We start from the raw sequence: 23,733 nt of genomic DNA, 5'->3' as shown, positions 1-23,733 counted from the left end.
ATTATGCAATTCAAGATTTTATCGAGGCTAACCGATATCTGAGTCAAAAGGCAAGAACTGGTCAAAACCAGGAGTCAATGATGAATAAATTGGCAAAATTTAATGTGGGTGAGCGTGTAATTCATAAGAAGCAGGGCTATCGCGCTGTTATTGTTGATATTGATCCTTGCTTTCAAGCCTCTGGCCGTATTAATCCACAGGCAAGCAAGCGCGAGTTTGCAACACGGCATCCCTGGTATCGGCTTTTAGTTGATGAAAGTAGCCAAATGACCTACGTTGAAGAATGTCTTTTAATTAAAGATCTCAGTGGCCAAGCAATTGATAATCCACACATTCGCTCTTATCTACGAGAAAGCCATGGAGATTATCATAATAATAACCGCTTACATTAGGTGTGCCGTAACATAAACACCAATAGAGCAATAAAGGCTATTAGAATTAAAGCCAGTACCCCCATCGTAGAAAAGCTTCTGCTAAAATTTTCCCGGCTAAACTGCTCTGGGCGTCCTTTAATGCTACGGTACAAAATCCAAATAATAAGTCCTGCGCCAATTAATCCAAGAATTTGATAGAAGGTTTCCATTTATTCTTCTCCTTTTATTTCTTCAAAGGCAAATGCATCTGAAAATAATTGTTCTCGTGGAACCCCATGTGCAACCAAACTATCTCTTATAGCAAAAACCATATCAAAAGGCCCGGCAATTACTATTTGCCACTGCGGCAGATCCTTAGGATGATGATCAAGAATAATAGATGCAAGGGTTTCTTTGCTTGTATTGGATAACAAAGAATAATAACGAAAATGTTTTACATGAGCCTGCCATTGCATCACTTTTTCATCCATGTATAAATCACTTAGAGACCGTGCTCCCCAAAACAGTTCAAAAGCACGGGAATCGCTAGTCGCAAGCAGCTGCTCTATCATTGCTTTAATTGGGGCGAATCCAGTCCCTCCAGCAATAAATAAAATTGGTTTATTGGCTTGCAATTTATCAAGATGACAATGCCCTTGAGGTATCCGGATTTTCACCGCGCCTTGCTGTTTAATTTCAGCTAAGAGTCGCTGATTAGCCAGGTTGTCTGGACTGTGTCGAACATGCAACTCATATTGATGGGAACCTAAAGGAGCATTAGCGATGGAATAACTTAACCCCCCTTCCGGGGCAAGAATTTGCAGGTACTGGCCAGGCTGATAGTCCACATATTTTGCAGGCTTTAATATGATTTGTAAGATACTATCGGTAAGCGGAGTAATGCTTTCGACCTGAGCGATAATGGGTTTAGTCATAATTCTAATCCTAATTCAGGCCAATAAGCATCTACTTGCTGCAGAATTTCTTTGCTCATGACAATAGGTTTTCCCCACTCTCTTTGCGTTTCCCCAGACCATTTACTGGTAGCATCCATGCCCATTTTCGATCCTAAGCCTGAGACAGGCGAAGCAAAATCAAGGTAATCAATGGGTGTATTATCAATCATCACCGTATCGCGCAAAGGATCCATTCGCGTAGTAATAGCCCAAATAACATCCTGCCAATTTCGGGCATCAATATCATCATCACAAACGATAACAAATTTGGTGTACATAAATTGCCTGAGAAAAGACCAGACCGCCATCATGACTCTTTTAGCATGACCAGGATATTGCTTTTTAATTGTGACGACAGCAAGCCGATAAGAACATCCTTCTGGAGGCAAATAAAAATCAACGATTTCTGGGAACTGCTTTTGCAGTAAAGGAACGAAAACTTCATTCAATGCTAAGCCCAAAATAGCTGGTTCATCGGGTGGCCTGCCTGTATAAGTACTGTGATAGACAGGATTATCTCGATGAGTCACACGCTCAACAGTAAAAACAGGAAAGGACTGCACTTCATTGTAATAACCCGTGTGATCGCCAAAAGGTCCTTCTTCCGCCAGTGAACCTGGCTCAATGTAGCCTTCAAGAATAATCTCAGCGCTGGCGGGAACATGTAAGTCATTGCCAATACAAGACACCAACTGGGTTCGTTGCCCGCGCAACAAACCAGCAAAAGCATATTCCGATAAGGTATCGGGAACTGGTGTAACAGCCGCCAGCAAGGTGGCCGGATCGGCCCCTAAAGTTACTGCTACAGGGAAACGCTCACCAGGGTAGGCTTCTTGCCAAGCCTGATAATCCAATGCACCACCGCGATGAGACAACCAACGCATAATAAGTTTATTCTTAGCAATCACTTGTTGGCGATAAATCCCTAAATTTTCACGATTTTGGTAAGGTCCTTTGGTCGTGACCAATCCCCAAGTAATCAAGGGTGCGGCATCATCAGGCCAACAGGTTTGAATCGGTAATCGGCCAAGATCTACTTCATCTTTTTCCCAAACTTGCGTCTGACAAGGAGCACTGCTGATATACTTTGGCGCCATATTTAAAGCCTGTTTTAACAAAGGTAATTTGGTAAAAGCATCTTTAAATCCCTTTGGTGGTTCGGGTTCTTTTAATGCGGCCAATAATTTTCCGATTTCACGCAATGCACTAATGGTTTCCTCACCCATTCCAAGAGCAACTCTCTCCACTGTTCCAAATAAATTAGTTAATACAGGAATATTTGTTTCTTTAGGGTTAGTAAAAAGAAGGGCTGGACCACCTGCTTGTAATACTTTGTCGCTCACCGCAGTCATTTCAAGATAAGGTGAGACAGGATAGGTAATACGTTTCAGCAATCCGCGAGTTTCTAATTGAGAAATAAAATCGCGAAGATCAGCATATTTCATAATTAAGTATTTAGGGTAAAAAATTCTGCTGATTATGGCACAGCCTTAAGCAGACAGAAACAACCTTGCAAGTCTATACGGCAGATAATCAACATTTTTAGTATTTTACTTTAGAGAGTTCCCCGAGATGTCTGAGCTTTGCATCGAACAAAAAATTTGTCCCAAACAAAAATACCTGAGCTCATCTCACAAATTCTTCAATAAATTCACCAATAAATTCACCGAATTTGCGAGCGCTATCTGTTCATTTTCTGTTAAAGCCTGGAGACCTTCATTGAGTCTATTGTGAAGTAAAAAGGGGCTGGCATTGACAAATTCTTTTCCTTTTTCAGTGATATCAATAAAAATATTACGGCGATCTTTGATATCACGAGTCCGTAGTACAAAACCCTTTTCTTCCAATCTATCAATAACTCCCACAAGCGTACTCATCGATAAATACACCTTCTTCGATAACATTGAAAGCGTCATCATCCCATTTTCATAAATCTCGTATAAACAGATAAGCTGAGGCACCGTTAATCCATAGCATTTATTTAATCGTCGGGAATGAAAATCCATATGTTGCATGATATTTCGTAAGGCAAGAATTATCTTTTTGGAACGTTGCTCTGATTGCAAGTCCATCTTGGTATTTTCTACTAATGGGTTGTTTTCTTGAGTAGTCATTATCGTCTTTCTAAGTTATTTAAGGTTGAAATGAGACACGTTAACCGTTAGTATCGAAATGATTCGTGTACAAATAATTTCGATAGATATGAATTTTTATCCAGTTTCCTATTATATCAATTCCGTCATACAACAATAGGAGCCATTAAAAATATAGATATTTTTTGACTCCCAAAATAATAAAAATAAACAGAGGGGTAATAAATGCGAAGTCAACCTAATCAATCATTTATTTTACCTACTGCACAGTCAGTAAACCTGGACAATGAAATCCATTTTCGTAGCAATGGTATACTCACATTAGGAGTAGAAATTGAACTGCAATTAATCGATTCCTTAAACTACAATTTATGTGCAAGAGCTGAAGAAATACTGCACAACACGACCCATCTTCAGCGAGTTAAACCTGAGTTTTATTTAAGTACCCTGGAGATTAATACTGATAAATGTAAAGATGCTCAGGAGGTTGAGGACGATCTCTATCAAACAATATCTGCTTTGCAAATAGCCACTAAAAAGCTGGATATCCTTTTAGCAACAACGGGTTCACATCCTTTTTCCAAATATGCTGACTGGGAAATTTCACCAACGAAACGCTATCAGGAATTAATTGATCGTAATCAATGGCTTACGCGCCGCATGAGCGTATTTGGTTTACATATACATTTGGGCATGTCCAGTGGCGATGAATGCATTCGTTTTAATAATTTTTTTATGTATTTCTTACCACATTTGCTTGCATTATCCGCAAGCTCCCCCTTCTGGCAAGGAATCGATACAGGGCTTTCTTCGTGCCGCCCGACTACCTACGAATCACTTCCTACGGCAGGCCATCCTTATTGTGTTCGCAAATGGCAGGACTTTGAACATCTTTATAAAACACTCAAGTTATGTGGCTCCATCAAATCGATTAAAGATTTATGGTGGGATTTAAGGCCAAGTCCAGCTTATGGAACATTAGAAATCCGTGTCTGCGATGGTGCCGCAACCCTCTCAGAAACCGTTGCCCTGACTGCGTTTATTCACACTCTTGCGCATTGGTTTAGTGACAATGGCAGCTGGCTTGAATCTGTTTCCTGTCCTCCGACATGGCTTTCTCGTGAAAACAAATGGCGAGCTATTCGTTATGGCTTGGATGCTGAGTTAGTAATGAATACAGATGGTAAAACAAAACCCATGCGTGAAGATATTCAGGAGTGGATTGAAAAAGTAAGACCTTATATTGAGAAATTAAATTATCAAACTTACTTTGCAACACTCACCACGTTAATGAAGGCTGGAACAAGTTCTGAGCGTCAACGCAAAGTCTTTGAACAAAGTCATAATTTAACTGATGTTGTTAAACATAATATCAGTGAATTTCTGTTACAAGTCCCACTCTACCGACGAGAACTGGTTATTAAATAATACCTTCCTGCAGATTTATATCATTAAGGAAAAACTATGAAAGTTAAATATAACTCGAAACGTATAGGCAATATTAGTATCTCCAAAGAAGAAAACTTCATTACTATTTGTTCAGGAAAATTAATATTTCGATCGCTCAATCAATATATAGAGACTAATTTACTGAAAGACTTCACAGCTCTTTTAGGTAACCTCAAAAACGTTGAGCTTTTTCGTGATGGCAAAGTGTGGGATAGCGATAAAATTCAAGAATTAATCCAAAGTGAAATAAAAAAATGGGATTCAGGCGAGCAATTTTGTAGTTTTGCTATTCATCATGCACAAAGTAAGCAATTTGCAGGCATTTTATTCATTTCACATCTATGGCAAGACTATGCAAAAGTAGGAGCTGGTCATGAAAATGTCGGGGAAATTGGTTATGTCCTGGATGAAGCATTTTGGGGTAAAGGTTTGGGGACGGAAATTGCAATAATAGGAAAAAAATATATCAAATTTGTCATTACACAAGCACAAGCTAATACACCTGCTAGTTCAATTAAAGAGATCGTTGCGACTGTTCATCCTCAAAATATTGGTTCAGCAGTAATTTTGAAGAAAACACTTAAACACCAAGAACCTGAGGAAATTACCAAATTTGGCGGACAGCCACGTCTATTTTTCTTCAAGCCACTCAAACCCGCAAACATGACTGCAATTGCCGATGAGACAGTGGCTTGTAAGTTGTAATGAACGGGTTAATAACAAGATAAGAGAGATGGCGTCAGAGCCACTTTTTCGCCATAATTCAATATCGATGCTGATGCCATATAGATTGTATACATCCCTCATTAAAGGAATGAGAATCCCCAGGACTGCTGGTTTGAGCTTTCTTTCTAAAAGCTCAAACCACATTGCGCAACAATTGCACTTATCGAACAACAATAGTATAATATGCCTCTTTGTCATGCTTATTGCCTGAAATTATCTAGTGTCATTGAGGAGATTGGATGAAACAACTGGTTCCTAATTATTATGTGCTTGAGAAATCAAAAAAGAAATCATGGTTGGCGACTTTTACTTATCCATTCTTCGTAATTACTTGGCCATTCACTTTTATTATAAAGCGGGCAATTACCAATGTTGCATTAGGGCCAGATGAGTTACGACTACAAAAACCTGTTCATCTCATATTTTTAACCGATGATAGAAGTGAGAATGGCACTGTTATTGTTAATTTAGTTCCAGGGAAAGCCAATAAAGAACCACAGAGCTATTTTACTAAAATGTCACCCTTTGCTGCTAAAAAGAAAGCACGCCAATTATCATTTGCTAACCCCAAGCATAAAGCTTATGTGGATTCTATGATTGATGAAATTGGACATTTACTTTCTGGAACCTCACAACAGGATAAATGCCTCAATAAAACATTTACAATTGAAGATATTCAACTAAAGGGTCTGGAACGACTTGATGAGCAATTGAGAAATTATTTCCAAAAAACTGTATCTCAACGATTTGGTCAAGATTTTTTCGATCATCCTCGTTTCTCCTCCATGAATTTCTTTACGTTGGAAACAGCTGATCGTGCACGTCTTGAATCAGTAGAAGTTTCTACCGAACAGGAAAAAAGCAAGCCTATAGAAGAGCGTAAATTTCTTATTTCATGTATGGCACGCAATCAAAATTACATGTACTGGCTTAAAGATTTTCATGTATCCGCTAAAAATATTGGTTGTACAGTGGTTAGCTTTAATTATCGTGGGCTTGATTACAGTACGGGTAGAGCGTGGACTCATGATGACATCGTTAATGATACGCTTGCCCAAGCTCAACGTTTGATGGAATTAGGAGTTAAGCCTGAAAATATAGCATTTGAAGGAATGAGTTTTGGTGGCGCTATCGCCACAATTAGTGCAGCCAAAATGCATGATAATGGGTTTAAAGTACATTTGTTTAATGAAAGGTCCTACCGCTCTCTCGTACGCTTAATGATAGGGTATATTATGCCCAGAAGCGACAGTAATCCGTGGAATCCACTTAACTGGTTGAAATACCTGGCAGTAGGCCTCGCTTATATAACTGTCGCTCCCGTTATTCGCTTGGCTGGATGGCATATAGATGCGGCAAGTGCATGGGATAGAATCCCCTATACGCATAAATCTTATGCCGTAGCACGTAATCATAAAAATCCTGAGCAATATGATGATGATGAGTTTGTTCATGATAGTTATTCATCAATTGCTTCTTTGATGGACCAACGCCGAGAAGAAGTAAAACAAAAGCACAAGAAAGGAAAAGAGCTTTCAGTAGGAGAGCAAAAATTGTTATCTGATGATGGCGGTTCTCATGACTTTACCTTGGATAGAAGTGATAAACTTAACACCATCTCACTTCCTCATTCTGCACCTCGACGCTTTATGCGTGATACAGCAAGGAATGAAAAAACAATGCACACTTATATGATTGAAAACTTGCGTGAGCAATTAAATATTCGTCCGGCGTTATAAACTCTCTCATCTCTCAAGCCTGAGGAATAATGGTGGGCAGCAACTGCTAATAAAAATGGCTAGTCAAGCTAGCCATTTTTATTTTCATTTTTGTGTAGCTACTCTTGACGCTTCATTGCTTCAAAAAATTCAGCGTTGGTTTTGTGATTTTTCATTCTCTCAAGTAAGAACTCAATAGCATCACATTCGTCCATAGATTGCAAAATCTTACGCAAAATCCAGGTGCGATGTAATTCCTCAGGAGTTAGCAAGAGATCTTCACGGCGAGTACCCGAACGATTAATGTTAATAGCAGGGAATACACGGCGTTCAGCAATATTACGACTTAAGTGAATTTCCATGTTACCGGTTCCCTTAAATTCTTCATAAATTACTTCGTCCATTTTGGAACCAGTATCAACCAAAGCGGTAGCAATAATCGTTAAACTACCCCCTTCTTCAATGTTACGAGCAGCACCATACAGTCGTTTAGGTCTTTGCAGAGCATTCGCATCAACCCCACCAGTGAGCACCTTTCCAGAAGAAGGTACAACAGTATTATAAGCGCGCGCCAGACGAGTAATTGAATCCAATAGAACAACTACATCACGCTTGTGTTCAACCAAGCGTTTTGCTTTTTCAATAACCATTTCTGCAACTTGGACGTGACGATTGGCGGGCTCATCAAAGGTACTAGCAACGACTTCTCCTTTCACAGAGCGCTGCATTTCGGTTACTTCCTCAGGACGCTCATCGATAAGAAGAACAATAAGATAGCATTCTGGATAATTTTTCTCGATTGAATGCGCAATGTTTTGCAGCATCAATGTCTTACCTGCTTTGGGAGGAGACACGATGAGGCCACGCTGACCACGACCAAAAGGAGCGCACAAATCGACAACACGTGCAGTTAAATCTTCTGTACTGCCGTTACCTTGTTCCATGACCAAGCGTTCTGTCGCAAATAATGGTGTTAAGTTCTCAAATAAAATCTTACGCTTTGCACTTTCGGGTGAGTCATAGTTAATTTGATCCACCTTCAATAGCGCGAAATAACGCTCATTATCTTTAGGAGGTCGTATCTTCCCAGTAATGGTATCCCCAGTACGTAACCCAAATCGTCGGATTTGACTTGGTGAAACATAAATATCATCAGGGCCGGCCTGGTAAGAACCATCTTCAGAGCGCAGAAAACCAAAACCGTCAGTTAATACCTCTAAAACACCGCCACCCAGAATATCTTCACCTTTATGGGAATGCGCTTTAAGAATGGCAAAAAGAATATCTTGCTTACGCATACGGGAGGTATTTTCAGCCCCCATTTCCTGTGCGATATTGACAAGATCGGCAATGGGTAATTGCTTAAGTTCACTAAGATTCATACTTCTCACTTGATGTGTTGGTTAAACGAAATGGATTTTTCCGAGATAATTTATTGGAAGGACAGCTTGGGAAGCTGCTGCCTAGAGGCAACTCCTAGTTCGTCAGTATCAATTCTCATTTTAGCACAACTGAGTCACAGCTATTGGTAGAAGATACAGTTGTTCATAAAAATGAGCTTTTTGACGTGACAAACCATAAGGAATAGCCACACTTGAGAGACCAGATTAACATAGTCTTTCAAGGAGATCCACTATTTTATAACTCCCAGGAAAAAATCATACTTTGACTATTAATGCAAAATTTGAGTCATTCCTGCAGCACAACAGAGTACTACATCAATGGATTCCCGCCTGCGCGGGAATGACAAAAATATAAGCAAATTTATAGGCAATCCAATTCATACTCAACTTAAATTGGTATGATGCTGGCCCTGTGCCTCTCTGCCCAATTACTGGATAGAATTAAAATTAGGCATTACTTTCAACAAATGCACTGAGTTGTGATTTAGTTAGTAAACCCATTTTTACGGCTTCAACTTGACCATTTTTAAATAGAATAAGAGTAGGAATACTCATTACTCCATATTTAGAAGGTGTTTGGGGATTTTCATCAATATTAATTTTTGCAAAAGTAATACTATCACTATGGCCGGCAGCTACTTCTTCAAAAATTGGTGTCAGCGCACGGCATGGGCCACACCATTCAGCCCAAAAATCCACTAATACTGGCTTACCAGAATTCAATACATCTTGCTCGAAACTGGCATCCGTTATCGTTTTAATATTAGCGCTCATGAGTCACCTTTTTGTTAATTATAAAGAGTTAATAAAACTTACATTATAGATCACCGCATACAGCTTGCAACACGCTCAATGCGGCAATTGCTGCAGTTTCCGTACGCAAAACTCTCGGTCCGAGACTTAAGGGGTTGAAATTATAAGATAAAATTTGCTGGATTTCCTTTTCGCTGAAACCACCCTCCGGTCCGATGAGTAAGGTAATATCCTTTGTAGAAAAATCATAATCCCGCCAGCTTTTAGTCATTTCTGGATGCAGCACAAATTTTAATGCTGTTAAATTACGCGATAAATAATCATTTAAAGTTTGCGTAACTTCTATTTTAGGAACCTGATTACGACCAGATTGTTCACAGGCAGCCACAGCAATAGCTTGCCATTGCGTGCGCTTCTTTTCCATGCGCTCTTCATCCAACCTTACCACAGAGCGTTCTGTCATTAATGGCGTTATACTGGTAACGCCTAATTCCACCGCTTTTTGAATTACAATTTCCATACGCTCACCTTTAGAAATCGCCTGAACCAAATGGATGGCGCACGGTGATTCGCGACTCACGAATTTCATTGCTGAAATAGAAACCGTAACTTTCTTCTTGTGTGCAGAAATAATCACCGCTTCAAATTCATAATTATCGCCACGAAATAAGGTAATTTTCTCACCAGGTTGCATACGTAACACAACACCAACATGTTGCCCGGCAGTAACAGATAACTCATAAGTCTGGCCTATATCATAATCACCAGGTTGATAAATACGGATTTCCCTCACATTAATTCACCAAGACAGCGTAACGACTAGCTGCAATCATAGGGGAGTTAGATTCTGCCAGCAATCATTTTCATTCCAGCAGGGTCTAAGTAAATTTTATAAACTTGCCGACTTACTTAAAACATTATCTCGTGTCTATTTCTAAAGTGAATTCTAATGACAGCCTGTGATAGAATTTTTATTTTTTCAGGAGAGGACCTAACGAGATGGCTACTACACGCATAGAAACAGACAGTATGGGCGAAATCGCCGTTGCTGCCGATAAATATTGGGGCGCACAAACCGAACGTTCACTTCACCATTTTAATATTGGTCCTGATATTATGCCACGTGAAGTCACTCATGCTTTTGGAATTTTAAAAAAAGCTGCCGCGTTGACCAACCTGGAATTGGGCAAACTACCTAAAGATAAAGCCGAATTGATTATAAAAGCTGCCGAGGAAGTAGAAAATGGCTTGTTAGATGCTCATTTTCCTTTGCATGTATGGCAAACTGGTAGCGGTACACAATCAAACATGAATGCTAATGAGGTCATTTCTAATCGTGCTATTGAAATGGCTGGTGGCGTGAGAGGGAGCAAAACACCCATTCACCCTAACGACCATGTAAACATGTCGCAATCTTCCAATGATACCTTCCCAACCGCCATGCATATTGCCGCAGCAATTGCCTTTCATAAAAAATTATTACCTGCAGTTCGTAACTTACGGGATGCCTTGGCCGCTAAAATGCAGGCGTTTAAGGACATTGTAAAAATCGGTCGCACCCATCTGCAAGACGCCGTACCCTTGACTTTAGGCCAAGAATTCTCTGGTTACGTCGCCCAGTTGGATGCCTGTATTCATCGCTTTGAAGCTGTTTTGCCGGAATTGTATGAATTAGCGTTGGGAGGTACTGCTGTCGGCACCGGTTTAAATACTCATCCTAAATTTGCTGTAGCTGCTGCAAAACATATTGCCACCATTACAAAGCTTCCCTTTGTTTCAGCTCCCAATAAATTTGCCGCCTTAGCCTCTCATGAGCCTTTAGTAATGGCACATAGTGCGTTAAAAACTCTGGCTTGTGCATTAATGAAGATAGCCAATGATGTGCGTTGGTTAGGTTCAGGACCACGATGTGGAATTGGTGAATTAATTTTACCTGAGAATGAGCCCGGCTCATCGATTATGCCAGGTAAAGTAAATCCAACCCAATGTGAAGCAATGACCATGGTATGTGCACAAGTTATTGGCAATGACACAACAGTTGCTATTTCCGCCAGTCAAGGTAACTTTGAATTGAATGTGTTTAAGCCCGTTATCATTTTCAATGTCCTCCATTCCTTAAATTTACTGGCTGATACTTGCCATTCTTTTCAAGAGTTCTGTGCTGAAGGATTGGAAGCTAACCGAACGCAAATTGATTATTATCTGCAACATTCATTAATGTTGGTCACAGCACTTAATCAACATATCGGCTACGATAAGGCAGCAAAAATTGCCAAAACCGCGCATCATGAAAACATTTCACTACAAGAAGCTGCCGTTAAATTAGGCTTTTTAACCGCTGAGCAATTTAGAGAATATGTGAAACCGGAAGAAATGGTTTTTCCAGGTTAAAGAAAACCCTTCCCGAATAGACTTCTTCGGAAACTCACAATAGAGTTTTTGAAAAAGTCTATTCACTGATTGTGGGTGGGGCGTTTAATCTAGCTTCCTCTTTTAATGCCCGTAAGTAAGCACTCATTAAAGCAACATTATCGCTAAACAACCATTGAATATCGCGGTTTAATTCACGGTACAAACCAAATTTAGAAGCTATCATACCCACTCCCACAATTTGATCTTCTCTTTCTTCAAGACGTTTTATCAAGTTTTTATTGAGCAATAAATAATGCCCTAAAACACCCCCATAATGCTTTTCCAGGCTTAGCTGACAAAATTTCTTAACGTTATTGTGACCCGCCACGAGCAGCAACGCCTTTTTGGGAAAGTATTGCAGGGAGGCAAATATTGTCTCATCAAGACTAAGAAGATGATAATCTTCACAAGGCGTTAAATGTCTTAATGCATCTATCAGGAGCATTTCACTGGTCAGTGGTGCTTTAAGCTCAATAAATAAATGCATACGTTTTCCGTAATTTTCAATTACTTCAGCAAGACTAGGTACCTGTGGAACTAATTTGCGTAATGTCTGGAAAGTTAATTCCTTAATCGCCACATCTTTTTGCCAGAGCCGCCTTAAAGTTGGATCATGATTTACCACCAGCACCTCATCTGCCGTTTCTTGAAGGTCAAATTCTATTCCCCAACAGCCTAAATTTAACGCGTGGTTAAAAGCAGCATGGGTATTCTCTATAATTATTCTATTCTTATCATGCGCCCCGCGGTGAGCAATAAGATTAGCTTGTGCAACAAGTGAAGGTAGTGGTTTTTTTCGGGGTAAAAAAGAAAAATAATAATCAATTGATTTTCCTAACAAATTAAGTAACGTCATATTATCTAAATGATGCAAATTACTTTTTTACATCTTCTCTTTTTTTTACTTAATTTCCTAGTGTTTTTTCTTATCTAAAATTTAACACTCATGTTAATAAACGCTTAATTTTTAATCACTATAATCAAAATTATATAAGTTTGTTATCGTGTGGGTGAATCATGCCTAGTACAAAGAAAAGAAAACCTCGCATTGTTGATATTGGAGCACCAACAACGGTGCGTGAGGAAGACACTCAACAGGCTATAAAAACATTAATTGCAGAAGAGAGAGAACTTGAGTTGCAATTAAAGCAGTTAGAGGCTTCTCAAGGAATTACAAATCTAAAGTCCATAGCCCCTATTAATGTAGCAATAGAAGGAAAATTAAAGAATTTAAACGAAGAACAAAAAAGATCGCATCAATTAAGAGAGCGACATCTAAATACCAATAGTTTAAGTATGGTACAGTATGAGATTGCATCGCATGTTAAAAAATTAAAACAAACCATTGCATCACTCACAACATTCTCAGAATTATCTTCCGCAGGAGTAGTTCTTGATTCACAAATTAAAGAATTACAACAGATGAATAGCTTTGCTCTCAAAAATAATAAAGGTATTCCTCTTTCAGTATGTACAGAAGTAGACAATGAATTGAGTCGCTTAAGCAGTGAGTTGGTGCTTTCTGATAAAAGATTAAGCGCTTGTCGCAGCGACGATGAGTTAACCACGGAACTTGAAGTTCGCAATGCGCTTAAGAGCTCTGTTCTAAAAGAACTAATCCCTCACCAAGCAATTCTACAAGAATCAGATTTAACCCTTGAAGTAAAATATCAAACATTAATGAGAGAATTAGCCAGTAAATTAAAAAAGAAGGAAGAACATCAAAAGATTGGTTTAAATGCATTTACTACTGATATTTGGAAAAGAATCGAAGACTACTACTCTGAATTGCAAAGCCAAATCAAATTAATCGATAAAAAATTAGCCGAAAAAGTAGTACCAAACCGCAAAGCCTTGCTCGCGGCACGAATCAATCTATTAGAAACTGCTCTTTTTGAGATTAACAGAGAGCAACTCTATCTCGAAGACATTTATCCATCAAAATTAAGCGAACAACAACATTTAGACAACATTGAAATGGTGCTTAAGCTTTATGACCAATTGAAAGAAAAAGTTCGACAAACAAATAATGATCTGGGATCCAATTCTATTGCAGAGGCTGAAGACACCGTTGAGGAACATCGTAAGTTTTTACAAGAAGCATTAACAAAAGTGGAAAATGTCATCGAAAGGGTTACAAAGAGCTTACATAACAAACAAAGCTTTTTAATAAAAGAGCACACTCAGGCCAAAGAAGACAAAGCTGCCGTAGAACAGCAGGCATCCTTGCAATCAACCATTGCTGAGATGGAAAAATTCTTGCGAAAAACAGCTAACAGTTTACGACAAAAGGAAACAACCAATTTATTAACCGCTAAAGATTACGCCAATATCGCGACAGCAATCGCAGAAATCATGGAACAAAAAAATCGAATTATTACCCGCTGTGATTATGTTACTGACAAAATAGAATTAATAAAAAAAGATACCCAAATCGCCCAGGAAGTTGCTGAACTGGAACAGATGACCTTGGAATTGCTGAATGTTCATGGACTTGTTATTAATGCTAGTGGTTATGGGAGTGGCTCTTTGCTGTTTGAAAATTTAAGGCCACTTTTCCGGGATGCCAAATTGGGCTTTACGGCTGAGGCATTCCAAGTTAAAACACCGACCGCCTCCGTACAAGTTGATTTTGGAGCTGATGAACGTAAAGAATTTAAAGATGAGCGCGATCGGCTACTGGCTTCATTACAGGAAAGAAGAGAAGAATATAATCAACTTTATCAGCAATTACGAAGTTTTTTAAGAGAACAACAAACAATTCTTGCCCCCTTAAAGAATGATCTGAAAACTTATTTAGAGGAAGCAGAAACTTGCGCTGCCATACAAGGGCTTGATAACCGTCGGTTTATATTTTATCAGCGTATTTATGAGGCGCTTACCACGGATTATGACAATACTTCTGCAAATCCCAGGCTCATCGCTCAGGTTCAAAGCTTACTGAACTGCCGGCTGTATTCACACGATGTAAATGACTCTCAACTGGCTGTAAATCTTAGAGATGAAATCGCTGGCTTTGCAAAGATAAGAGAAACATTCCAAAAGAATTTTCCGGAAATTACACTTGATATTAATAATCACTTTGTTATTGATAATAACTGTTATCCAATGGATGCTGAGCCATTGCCCAAAAATATTCAAGAAGCCATCGCTAGCTATGCGGCAGCAAGAGAAAATATACTATCAAACCATGCTGAAGATCCTAGAGGGGAAATGGAAAGCCTTAGGCAAACAAAAAGATTGATTAATACCTATGTCATTAAACAACGGTTTCCAGAAATTTCGCTTAAAGATAAAAATACGTTAATTTACGAGTCAACTTCTTTTCCCCTGGCTAGTCAAGCAGTTATTGACGCAGTTCATCACTACAACGTTGCCAGAGAAACTCTCATAGCAGGCTCAATTGATCCCACAGTAGAAATCCAGCTTAAGAGCGCAAAACAAATCATTGACACCTTCGTTTTCAAAAGGCACTTCCCCGAGGTTTCTTTAAATGGAAACATGGTTAGCTATCAAGGAGGTTCTTACGCTTTACCAGAAAACTACACCCAGAAAAGAGTAAAAGAAGCCCTTACTACTTACAATCAAGTAAGAGAAGAGATACTACGCAAATCTGACACTAGCGATCCCATACAACTAGAGAAACTTAAACAAGCTAAAAAACAAATCGATACTTTTGTTTTTGAACAAAAATTTCCGGACATAACACTTGTACAGCAAGGACAAAAACTTCTTCTTGGAACGCAACTATTCCCAACTAGCTCAAGCCCATTGCCGGAAAATATAACAAAGGCTGCCACTGACTATATCGCCGCCAGAAGCAAATTACTATCAGGCAATGCTCAGGACGCAACCGATGAACGCAGAAAATTAGAAAAAGCACAAACTACGATTGACAGGTTCGTCGTCCAAGAGCGCCAAGAAGATGAAAGAAAGCTTGCCGAGGCAGAGCGAAAAGCTGCGGAACTAAAAAAGCAAGAAGAAGAACTTAAACAACTCGAAGAGCTCACGAAAAAATACATGGAATTTAAGCAAAAATTTGAAACGCATTTAAACGTTGTTAATAAAAAAATTTCCTTACTTAACACGATTATTGAAAGCATAAACGACGAAGCAGATAAAATAAAAGAGGCAGAAAGGGTAGGGGATGACGACTCAAGAGTAATACTATTAACTGGATTAATGACTCCGTTCATTAACCATCGATCAAACTTAGAGGAATTGAAAGAAAGTATTGAAGACAGTAAAATCATAATAAATCAACCAGTGCCACAGGGGATTGAGGCCCTGAAAGAGCGCGTACAACAATCTCAAACATCACTTACTACCATTCATAGGGAAAACAGTAAAACAGCGGATTTACAAAAAGACGTAGAAGAGCAACTCACTCCCGGAAACCTAGCCAGGCTATCTGTCGCCACATCGGCTTTTGAGCAAGTCTTGCAATTTATTGATAAAGTTATTATTCCGAAGCTTTATAAACTAATTCACACAGAGGAAAAACCTTATAAACCAGGCTTCTTTTCCGCATCAACCACAGAGAAAAACTTGTTTGCCTTTCGCGAGAGCATCATGGAAAAAGTTAGACTCAATGATGTGGAAGCAAAAGCAGCTCCCTCAGCGTGATATTTTTAGCGAAAGATTGACAGTTCGTCTATTCTTGAGTATTTTAGCGACCAGATGCCGAGGTGGTGGAATTGGTAGACACGCTAGCTTCAGGTGCTAGTGGGGGTAACCCCGTGGAGGTTCGAGTCCTCTTCTCGGTACCATTCAAGAATTTCAAAAATCATTCTTAATGGTTTGTAAGAGTAGGTAAGACATTCATTACTAATTTCTTCTCGCATCCGTTATACACTCATCCCCTATTTGAAAGACACAGATTCTATAGTAAGACTTTAATCCAAGTTTCGAGCAACGAGGACACTTAAATAGAAATAACAATTTGTTTACTAAAGAAGAGATAGTTTTGATGAGTTCGGTTATGCTGCTTTGAAGGAAGTATTTCAACTTTCTGATGATGCTATAAATATCCGTCTTTTTGCACATGAACCCCATCGTTTCGCTATAACCCCCAACAAAGAATAAGTCTGAAACTTATTCGCATCCTGAATTGTATACAATTATTAGTATTGATTGCTTTACCGGCCGCACCCTTAATACCAAACATCAGCTATATAAGACTCACCAAAAAACTAGTTATGCGGTATAACTTCTTAAAGATAAGGAGAAATATGGTTTACAGCGTTCTTCATAAATTCATCTTTCTCTCCCATCGGGGCAAAATAGTGTAATACTTTTTTTGCTGTTTCTAAGTCATCCAGTTTGGCAATAATCCAAGCGCTAAGATAGGCCGAAGATAAGCAGCCTCCTGCAGTAGCCACATTCTCTTTTGCAAAAAACGGCTGATTAAGGACTTCAATACCAGCATCTTGCACCCAAGGCTTGGTAATGGAATCAGTACAAGCAGGAACATCTCCAAGTATTCCAAGCTTCGCAAGCATCAATGTCCCGGAACACTGGGCTCCAATGATTTGACGACTTGGATTAAGATTGATGCGATTCATAATAGACTCATTCTTAATGATATCTCTAGTCATAGCACCACTACCCACAATAACTGCATCAGCACTATTAGCCTCTTCAAGCATCCCTTGCGCCTGAATAGCTAAACCTCCCATTGATATTACTTCAACCTCCGGACAGCAGATTTTGATATTCCAATCATCTTTATTGAGCCATTTCAGCATTCGAAAAGCCACAAGGGAATCAATTTCATCAAATCCCTGAAAAGTAAGGATCATAATATTCATTCATTTATTCCCAAATCTTGCTTAATCTTTCCAAAGGCTTGCCCGTAGCAAATGCTCTGACCGGCCGCGAGGTTGTCGAGCCATTGAACTTTATCGCCCTCAGAGAATAATAAGATAACGGTTGACCCCAACTTAAAATAGCCCATTTCTTCGCCTTGCTTCATCTCACGTTTTAAGTGTGCAAGTTCAATATGACTAAAAATTTGTTTTTTACGTGAGCGCTTTAAATCGCCATGCCATTGGGTCCCTATTGCACCAACAATTGTTGCACCAACTAACACCATTGCCATAGGTCCAACCCTGGTATCAAAGAAACAAATTAATCGCTCATTACGAGCAAATAAATGTGGTATGACGCGCGCTGTAGTTGGTTGAACGGAAAATAATTTTCCTGGAACATAAATCATTTCTTTTAAGATTGCATCGATGGGCATATGAATACGATGATAATCTTTAGGTGACAAATAAAGCGTTGCGAAGCGACCATGAATAAATTGCTGCGTCGTGGCTTGTTCACAAGCTAATAATTGCTCCACCGTGTAATAACGTCCTTTAGCTTGTAAAATTTGTCCCTGCTCGATAGTTCCTATCTCACTTATAAAACCATCCACCGGGGAAACGATGTCGGCCGCGGCCAAGGGTCGGCATTCTGGTTTTAAAGGGCGAATGAAAAACTCATTAAATGAATTATATTTTTCAAAATTCTCTTCCTGAGCCTCTTGCATATTGACACGATATTGTTGAATAAAATTACGAATCAATAAATTTTTAACGGCCGGGGAGCGCACATTTGCTAATAAGCCAGCGAAGTGGGTTAGCAGATGTTTCGGTAAAATAAATTGTGGCAATGTTTTTATATAATCATTAAGCATAGGAATAAAACAAATTAAAGATAAACGTCTTTATGCGGCAGTGTATCATATTCAAATCATATTTCAGCTTATGGTAACTATGAGCTTAAGCGATTTATTTTGCAAGCATTGTAAGTCATTGTCGTTTTATGGCACATTAAAAATAGGATGGAAATTAAATTACTTTGTGCTTCTTATTCGCAAAAAATTCAGCTCAATTTTTATAACAACTGAGACTGTCTAAGTTTTGCAGAACCTTACATTTTGAAATGATAGCCAGGATGGTAATCAATACAAGAATACAAGGAGAGTGCACCATGCGTAGTCAATATCATCGCGTTCATTATCGAGCCATGCCGACACGATCACGTTATGGCTATCTAAGCATCTTTTCTAAAGAGTCTTGCTATACTGCCGAAGAATTACAATTCAGAACGAGTATTTTAGCAGCAAGAGAGAGTTCACACTTAGACCCTGAATTATTACAAACCAGCCATTCCTGGTTTGCCAAAGACCAAGGAACGGCTTTTATAAATGTTAATGAAAATTCCTGGTTTTTTAGCCCTGCCTATCTCCCAAGGCAAGAGCTCTCTACAGACGACTTTCATATTGGACTTATTGATAGCCAGCGCGTAAGTTGGCAAGAATTGGGGACAATGACGCGCACTATTGGTGATTATTTACTGTTGCGAAACGAAAATTTGATTGCAGATTATCTGAATCAACCAATGAATTATATCTTACTTGATATCGTACAAATACTTCGCCGCCTTGCCATGACCAATAATCCTGAATATGTAGCAAAACAATTGCCACTGTTACAAAACTATCTACGAACTATAGAAATCCATACCTCTCCCACAATGGGCAGTGATCGACTTTTTCTGGCAGATTGCAGACGTACAATTGAACTTCAACAGACAGAGATCGAAAACAAAATTAACTCGCAACAATTAAGAATTCGTATTCACCAAGTTCAACAACAATTAAATCATGTGGCGGAATTAAGACATACCGTGCTCCATTTTGCTCTTGCTGAAGACCCTGTGAATCCTCATCCTTATTGGGAGCATTTTAAAAAAAATTCATTATTAGAGTCGAAAAAAGAATTCCCTACTCTGGCGGCAAAAGCTTGTGCAACCTCTCATGCTGATGAACTGACCAAGGCAAACGACAAGACTTCAGGACAAACCAGCATCCTTACATTATCAGAGGAAGATCTGACGCATTGCCAAGATTTTAAATTTGTGAGCTCCCTACCGGATACTGCAAAAATTGCCTATAGCAATAGTGTCGTTGAACTTCAGGAAATCCTTCGCTTTCAAAGCATTTTAGATCAATTATTGCAACTTTTTGATCAAGCAGGCGAAGTATTTACGGTCATTCAATTTCGTGAGCAAATGTTGGGCCTTCTAAAAAACATTGAGCAATTTATGCAATATTCGCAACAAAATATCATGAAAGTTATCGAAACGAATACTGACCTCTACCATGAATACATTCAGGCCAAACAGGACCTGACTTGGTGGCAAAAATTAGTTACCAATAAACAAGTGCAAATTGATAATTTCATTTACAATCAGGACAATTTAGCACGTTTTGATACAACGCCCTCTGATTTAAACTTATCCAGCAAGGAATTAATTCTACATATTAATCAAATTATTACTCAGTTAACGGAACAAGCCAGTGAGATCAAACAACTCGAATTAGTTAATTCCACTCGAGAACTAGCACAACAACTAATGAACTCCATGCATGCGTGGGTGGGCCGACAGCATGAATTAAAAGGATTACCTATTCCAGAGAAACCAAAACTTGTCGATTCATCCAAACCTCTTGGCAAACCAGAAGGTGGTAGATGTGGACAAGCAATTCCTTGTATTGTATCCGAAGAATCTTATGAAAATGAACCAGTTATTTCTTCTGCTAACCAATTAGCACCCCTTTTCCAATTTTGGTCTTCCTCATCGACCATCAGACAGCCTGCACTAATCTGTGCTTCAAACTCCGATCATTGTGGCAGCAGTACGACTCCTGTCCTACCTGCCTCAGAAACAGGAGATCAAGACATCCCCTCTTCTCAATCCAGCTTGAATACCCATCTGGCACTTGGATTTTTAGTATTACTGCCGTTAGGTATTCTTGCATTGAAATTACTTTATGATGCTTGGCAAAAACCGGCCGTAGTTATCTCAGAAGTTTCTCAAACAGAATTTGAAGAAATAGCTATAAAAGTAGCTGACCTGCTTAGTATAAATAATGGATTAGTCGCCGAATATAAGGACATTTTTTATCAAACCAGTCTAACTCACCTTAATGACGATTATGATGAGTTACTAGGAGATGCAAGAGAGGGGAAGTATGATCTTAGCGGCATGAAAGCTCTTTATGAAGAACTCGAAGAACTTTATAAAGAGCTGGGGGGGACAAAGATGAAACTTAACTAAAAAAGGTTGATGTCTCAGAAGTTTCACTCTTTGGTGACAAAGAATAGGTCTTTGGTTTTACATATTGTTTAAGTTGCTCACCATAATAAGGTAGATGATCTTCGGTTACCTCAGTCACCATATCCCAATCAGGAATATCAAGCTTCTTTTTTGTAGAACAAAGATCTTGTTTCATGAGATTTAATATTCTTTTCAATAACGTCGTATTGTAGGAATTTTTTTCATTGCCACCGTCTGCCAGAATTAAAGCAAGTAATTGTTCATTGGAGCGAGGTTCTTTAAGAAACTCTCTTACTTGTGGACCTCTTGATGTGGCTCTAAAAAGATAACTTAAACCGGTAGGTTCGTAATCAATCAAGGCATTTTTTATAATAGCATGCATTCTTTTTTGCGTTTGCTTTGCTGCCCAAGTAAACATCACCTCATTAAATTGGGCAATCTTAAGCTTCGAAATCGGAATGGTGAATTGTTTATCCTGTTTAACAAACTCTTGCGCCTTTTTAGCATAAAAAGCTACTTGGAAATCATTATGCTCTATTGCGTTGCGAACGCTAAGCAAATTGATTTCGACCTGCGCTTGAGTCGCATCGAGCATGATGGGCACCAGGTTTTTCATGAGGTGCGTATTTAAAGATGTGCTTTCTGTTCCACCCTCACTCAAAATAGTTGCCAAGCGATTTGCGCAATCATCAGTCGTTGTTTTTAAATAGGTTTCTACGGTTGGAGCACGGTATCGTTGTGCAGTAATATTATAAAAGCTAGGCTGATAACAGGAAATCGTTTGTAAAATGATTTCGTTAAAGGTGTCTTTTTCAAGCGTGTTTACCCATTGAAATAAGGTATTTAAACAAGTTCTTACAACTTCTTCATCCGTGTGTTTGCCTGTTAACAAGGCTACATAATCATGGGTTGCATTTTCGTTAATCGCCACGTCCTTAGCAATAAGATGACGTTGAAAATGCAAGCCATTATAGAATTGTTGCAGATTCTTAATACAATCCCCCAAGGCACTTGCCCACTTACTACCTAATAAATGAGGCAGGACTTCCGTCTCTGATTTAATAATTAATTTTGAGACAGCCTTACAGAATGCTTGATTATGTTCGGCACTAAGTTTATCCCGCGGTACTGCATAATAGTCGCTGACACACTGATGAAGCTCATAAATAAATGTTTCAAGTGCTTGCAATCCTTTTTTTAAATCATTCGTCGTATCGCAATCGACGGTTTCAGATTCTTTCATTAATTTAGGTGTACCAATCAGTTGGAATGATTCGGTAAGATCCTTTAATTCCTGCTCCTCTTCTTTAGCTAACGGTAATGGTTTTATACGCAAATCATTTGCAAGTTGACCAATTAACGTATAACCATCGTTGAGAATCGCTTTAATTGTAAGGCTGTGAGCATCACGCCAAATTTGATGATAGCGCTGAGTCATCTTTTTTAAATCATAACGGCCCTCTGGTGGCGTGGTATAAGCGTCTAAGGCACCATACACCTCTTTTTCACTTTTTTGGGTGGTGTAGTGTTTCCATTGCGCTTCCATTTTTTCATTCTGGGAGGCGGCCCATTCCGTTGTTTTATGAAAAGCACTTGGCTTATTACGTAAAAAACGACTAAACCCAACAACAGGAACACCACTATTATTTTGCATGCAACCAGCATAAAGTACTACCGCTTCATAAAACTGGTTATATTCAATCTGCAATACTTTCATGAAATGTTCGATAACGGGTTCTTTATCGGTTTTTTCATTGAACAAATCAGGGTAAAGGCTTGTTAATGCCTCATGCTTTTCTTTGGGTAGCGAGAGAAAGTCCAGCGTTAACTCTTCACCAAAGTATTCTTTTAAACGAGCCCGCAACATATCGGGATCAAAGGTGAGAAGTTCCTTTAACAAAGCACTAAAAAACTGCTCTTGCCAAGAGATAATTTCCCCTGATAGCATTTTTATTGTTGGGTTAGCAGCTAATTTTTGGAATTCTGCATAGGAAGAAAAACGTTTCGCAGCATTCAAATTCCCAGGAAGTTGATTCGGCGGGAAATAGGTAGGCCCTTCAATATTAGGAAAATTATCTATCTCTTTCGAGCGAAATCTCATCCGTTTTTCAGGAAGATCTTTCATTAGACCATCTGACTTACGCTTTCCTTTCATGATGTAAGTGTAAGGGTAAAGCGCCATATCCCAATCAATCAAACCAAAGCGACTAAAATTTCCAGGATGAAAATCATCGTTTTTGCTTCTCCAAGCACTAACTAGAAGCTCGGCAATATTATATTTTAATAATGTTTCTACCGAGGGACAGACAATTTCTGCTTCCTGAGGATCTTTAGGCACTCCCTCTAGCAGCACGTTCTTGGACGTATACATTGGTCTAAAGTTAGGAAGATTGATAGAAACAGTTCCTTTGATTTGTCCATTTTCATCAAAGACTAACCGTTCTTCCGCGCCAAGTTCACCTATAGCAAGACGAACCAGTATACTTGCAGCGACTGAGTATTTCGCTAGTACAGCAGGGTAACTTCCATCTCCTGTCCCATCCGGGATTAACTCTTTATAAAATCCAGTTTTAGTTTGACCATCGGTATCTACAAACTCAACTTTGTAAACTTCATGTCCTGATGTTGGTACCGCAGAACCGGCGGTTTTTCTTCTTAACTGGCCATAACGTAACGCCTTCTCTGGCAGTGGCATGGCTCATTCCTTATTTTTCTTTCCCTCGTAGAATATTCATATTAAGCAGAAAAGCTTCTTCAGT

At 39.0% G+C, this 23,733-nt stretch carries 18 protein-coding genes and 1 tRNA gene; 8 read left to right on the top strand and 11 right to left on the bottom strand.

The features are described from left to right. Window positions 1-80: 80 nt before the first annotated feature. Window positions 81-392, top strand: coding sequence for a heat shock protein HspQ (gene hspQ / locus PXX05_RS13960; RefSeq protein ID WP_275090527.1), 312 nt, complete (start codon window positions 81-83; stop codon window positions 390-392). On the opposite strand, the gene PXX05_RS13955 is transcribed toward hspQ, so the two are convergent. The 4 genes from PXX05_RS13955 to PXX05_RS13940 form a co-directional block, all read right to left on the bottom strand. Beyond that, window positions 389-583 (bottom strand): hypothetical protein, encoded by a 195-nt coding sequence (locus tag PXX05_RS13955; protein WP_275088799.1) that lies wholly within the window; start codon window positions 581-583, stop codon window positions 389-391. The genes hspQ and PXX05_RS13955 overlap by 4 nt on opposite strands. After that, the gene (locus PXX05_RS13950; RefSeq protein ID WP_275088798.1) at window positions 584-1,288 is read right to left on the bottom strand and encodes an NAD(P)H-flavin reductase; all 705 of its coding nucleotides are present in this window, start codon (window positions 1,286-1,288) and stop codon (window positions 584-586) included. Next, the gene (gene ubiD / locus PXX05_RS13945) at window positions 1,285-2,754 is read right to left on the bottom strand and encodes a 4-hydroxy-3-polyprenylbenzoate decarboxylase (protein ID WP_275088797.1); all 1,470 of its coding nucleotides are present in this window, start codon (window positions 2,752-2,754) and stop codon (window positions 1,285-1,287) included. Before ubiD ends, PXX05_RS13950 begins: the two co-directional genes overlap by 4 nt. Before the next feature lie 186 nt (window positions 2,755-2,940). Continuing rightward, window positions 2,941-3,423: a MarR family winged helix-turn-helix transcriptional regulator gene (locus PXX05_RS13940; protein ID WP_275088796.1), complete on the bottom strand. Its 483-nt coding sequence runs from the start codon at window positions 3,421-3,423 to the stop codon at window positions 2,941-2,943. A gap of 204 nt (window positions 3,424-3,627) precedes the next feature. Between PXX05_RS13940 and PXX05_RS13935 the strand changes: the two genes are divergently transcribed. From PXX05_RS13935 to PXX05_RS13925, 3 genes are all read left to right on the top strand, one after another. Then, a complete protein-coding gene (locus PXX05_RS13935) occupies window positions 3,628-4,830 on the top strand; it encodes a carboxylate-amine ligase (RefSeq protein ID WP_275088795.1) in 1,203 nt (400 codons plus the stop codon). 36 nt (window positions 4,831-4,866) lie between these two features. Continuing rightward, window positions 4,867-5,556 (top strand): GNAT family N-acetyltransferase, encoded by a 690-nt coding sequence (locus tag PXX05_RS13930; RefSeq protein WP_275088794.1) that lies wholly within the window; start codon window positions 4,867-4,869, stop codon window positions 5,554-5,556. A gap of 260 nt (window positions 5,557-5,816) precedes the next feature. After that, window positions 5,817-7,316, top strand: coding sequence for an alpha/beta hydrolase family protein (locus tag PXX05_RS13925; protein ID WP_275088793.1), 1,500 nt, complete (start codon window positions 5,817-5,819; stop codon window positions 7,314-7,316). Window positions 7,317-7,414: 98 nt separating this feature from the next. On the opposite strand, the gene rho is transcribed toward PXX05_RS13925, so the two are convergent. The 3 genes from rho to PXX05_RS13910 all read right to left on the bottom strand — a co-directional run bounded on the left by rho (window position 7,415) and on the right by PXX05_RS13910 (window position 10,244). Beyond that, window positions 7,415-8,677 (bottom strand): transcription termination factor Rho, encoded by a 1,263-nt coding sequence (gene rho, locus PXX05_RS13920; protein ID WP_058441321.1) that lies wholly within the window; start codon window positions 8,675-8,677, stop codon window positions 7,415-7,417. A gap of 468 nt (window positions 8,678-9,145) precedes the next feature. Beyond that, window positions 9,146-9,472: a thioredoxin gene (trxA, locus tag PXX05_RS13915; protein ID WP_275088792.1), complete on the bottom strand. Its 327-nt coding sequence runs from the start codon at window positions 9,470-9,472 to the stop codon at window positions 9,146-9,148. A 43-nt stretch (window positions 9,473-9,515) separates the two neighbouring features. Continuing rightward, window positions 9,516-10,244: a 16S rRNA (uracil(1498)-N(3))-methyltransferase gene (locus PXX05_RS13910; protein WP_275088791.1), complete on the bottom strand. Its 729-nt coding sequence runs from the start codon at window positions 10,242-10,244 to the stop codon at window positions 9,516-9,518. 206 nt (window positions 10,245-10,450) lie between these two features. Between PXX05_RS13910 and fumC the strand changes: the two genes are divergently transcribed. Beyond that, window positions 10,451-11,842 carry a class II fumarate hydratase gene (fumC, locus tag PXX05_RS13905; RefSeq protein WP_275088790.1) on the top strand — a complete coding sequence of 464 codons (1,392 nt, stop codon included), beginning with the start codon at window positions 10,451-10,453 and terminating at the stop codon, window positions 11,840-11,842. A 58-nt stretch (window positions 11,843-11,900) separates the two neighbouring features. On the opposite strand, the gene PXX05_RS13900 is transcribed toward fumC, so the two are convergent. Next, window positions 11,901-12,719, bottom strand: a complete 819-nt coding sequence (locus PXX05_RS13900; RefSeq protein ID WP_275088789.1) for a glycerophosphodiester phosphodiesterase — start codon at window positions 12,717-12,719, stop codon at window positions 11,901-11,903. Window positions 12,720-12,880: 161 nt separating this feature from the next. Here PXX05_RS13900 and PXX05_RS13895 point away from each other — a divergent pair, with 161 nt between their 5' ends. After that, window positions 12,881-16,489: a coiled-coil domain-containing protein gene (locus PXX05_RS13895; RefSeq protein WP_275088788.1), complete on the top strand. Its 3,609-nt coding sequence runs from the start codon at window positions 12,881-12,883 to the stop codon at window positions 16,487-16,489. A gap of 56 nt (window positions 16,490-16,545) precedes the next feature. Next, window positions 16,546-16,632, top strand: a tRNA-Leu gene (locus tag PXX05_RS13890). Window positions 16,633-17,076: 444 nt separating this feature from the next. Here PXX05_RS13890 and PXX05_RS13885 read toward each other — a convergent pair. Both PXX05_RS13885 and asd read right to left on the bottom strand, forming a co-directional pair. Further along, window positions 17,077-17,673, bottom strand: a complete 597-nt coding sequence (locus PXX05_RS13885; RefSeq protein WP_275088787.1) for a DJ-1/PfpI family protein — start codon at window positions 17,671-17,673, stop codon at window positions 17,077-17,079. Then, window positions 17,670-18,545 carry an archaetidylserine decarboxylase gene (gene asd / locus PXX05_RS13880; protein WP_275088786.1) on the bottom strand — a complete coding sequence of 292 codons (876 nt, stop codon included), beginning with the start codon at window positions 18,543-18,545 and terminating at the stop codon, window positions 17,670-17,672. Before asd ends, PXX05_RS13885 begins: the two co-directional genes overlap by 4 nt. Window positions 18,546-18,841: 296 nt before the next feature. Between asd and PXX05_RS13875 the strand changes: the two genes are divergently transcribed. Next, on the top strand, window positions 18,842-20,974 hold the full coding sequence (locus tag PXX05_RS13875; protein WP_275088785.1) for a hypothetical protein: 2,133 nt from the start codon (window positions 18,842-18,844) through the stop codon (window positions 20,972-20,974). On the opposite strand, the gene PXX05_RS13870 is transcribed toward PXX05_RS13875, so the two are convergent. Beyond that, window positions 20,967-23,669 (bottom strand): hypothetical protein, encoded by a 2,703-nt coding sequence (locus tag PXX05_RS13870; protein ID WP_275088784.1) that lies wholly within the window; start codon window positions 23,667-23,669, stop codon window positions 20,967-20,969. The two genes, PXX05_RS13875 and PXX05_RS13870, sit on opposite strands and share 8 nt — an antisense overlap. Window positions 23,670-23,733: the final 64 nt, after the last annotated feature.

The sequence above is a fragment of the Legionella cardiaca genome (genome assembly GCF_029026145.1).
Taxonomy (GTDB): domain Bacteria; phylum Pseudomonadota; class Gammaproteobacteria; order Legionellales; family Legionellaceae; genus Tatlockia; species Tatlockia cardiaca.
The sequence above is the reverse complement of the archived record's forward strand: the minus strand, read 5'-3'. Positions and strand labels throughout refer to the sequence as shown.

What these genes read in the sequence shown, in the direction of transcription:
- hspQ (WP_275090527.1), top strand. Translation starts at nt 81, where the DNA reads ATGAATAAATTGGCAAAATTTAATGTGGGTGAGCGTGTAATTCATAAG.
- PXX05_RS13955 (WP_275088799.1), bottom strand. Translation starts at nt 583, where the DNA reads ATGGAAACCTTCTATCAAATTCTTGGATTAATTGGCGCAGGACTTATT.
- PXX05_RS13950 (WP_275088798.1), bottom strand. Translation starts at nt 1,288, where the DNA reads ATGACTAAACCCATTATCGCTCAGGTCGAAAGCATTACTCCGCTTACC.
- ubiD (WP_275088797.1), bottom strand. Translation starts at nt 2,754, where the DNA reads ATGAAATATGCTGATCTTCGCGATTTTATTTCTCAATTAGAAACTCGC.
- PXX05_RS13940 (WP_275088796.1), bottom strand. Translation starts at nt 3,423, where the DNA reads ATGACTACTCAAGAAAACAACCCATTAGTAGAAAATACCAAGATGGAC.
- PXX05_RS13935 (WP_275088795.1), top strand. Translation starts at nt 3,628, where the DNA reads ATGCGAAGTCAACCTAATCAATCATTTATTTTACCTACTGCACAGTCA.
- PXX05_RS13930 (WP_275088794.1), top strand. Translation starts at nt 4,867, where the DNA reads ATGAAAGTTAAATATAACTCGAAACGTATAGGCAATATTAGTATCTCC.
- PXX05_RS13925 (WP_275088793.1), top strand. Translation starts at nt 5,817, where the DNA reads ATGAAACAACTGGTTCCTAATTATTATGTGCTTGAGAAATCAAAAAAG.
- rho (WP_058441321.1), bottom strand. Translation starts at nt 8,677, where the DNA reads ATGAATCTTAGTGAACTTAAGCAATTACCCATTGCCGATCTTGTCAAT.
- trxA (WP_275088792.1), bottom strand. Translation starts at nt 9,472, where the DNA reads ATGAGCGCTAATATTAAAACGATAACGGATGCCAGTTTCGAGCAAGAT.
- fumC (WP_275088790.1), top strand. Translation starts at nt 10,451, where the DNA reads ATGGCTACTACACGCATAGAAACAGACAGTATGGGCGAAATCGCCGTT.
- PXX05_RS13900 (WP_275088789.1), bottom strand. Translation starts at nt 12,719, where the DNA reads ATGACGTTACTTAATTTGTTAGGAAAATCAATTGATTATTATTTTTCT.
- PXX05_RS13895 (WP_275088788.1), top strand. Translation starts at nt 12,881, where the DNA reads ATGCCTAGTACAAAGAAAAGAAAACCTCGCATTGTTGATATTGGAGCA.
- PXX05_RS13885 (WP_275088787.1), bottom strand. Translation starts at nt 17,673, where the DNA reads ATGAATATTATGATCCTTACTTTTCAGGGATTTGATGAAATTGATTCC.
- asd (WP_275088786.1), bottom strand. Translation starts at nt 18,545, where the DNA reads ATGCTTAATGATTATATAAAAACATTGCCACAATTTATTTTACCGAAA.
- PXX05_RS13875 (WP_275088785.1), top strand. Translation starts at nt 18,842, where the DNA reads ATGCGTAGTCAATATCATCGCGTTCATTATCGAGCCATGCCGACACGA.
- PXX05_RS13870 (WP_275088784.1), bottom strand. Translation starts at nt 23,669, where the DNA reads ATGCCACTGCCAGAGAAGGCGTTACGTTATGGCCAGTTAAGAAGAAAA.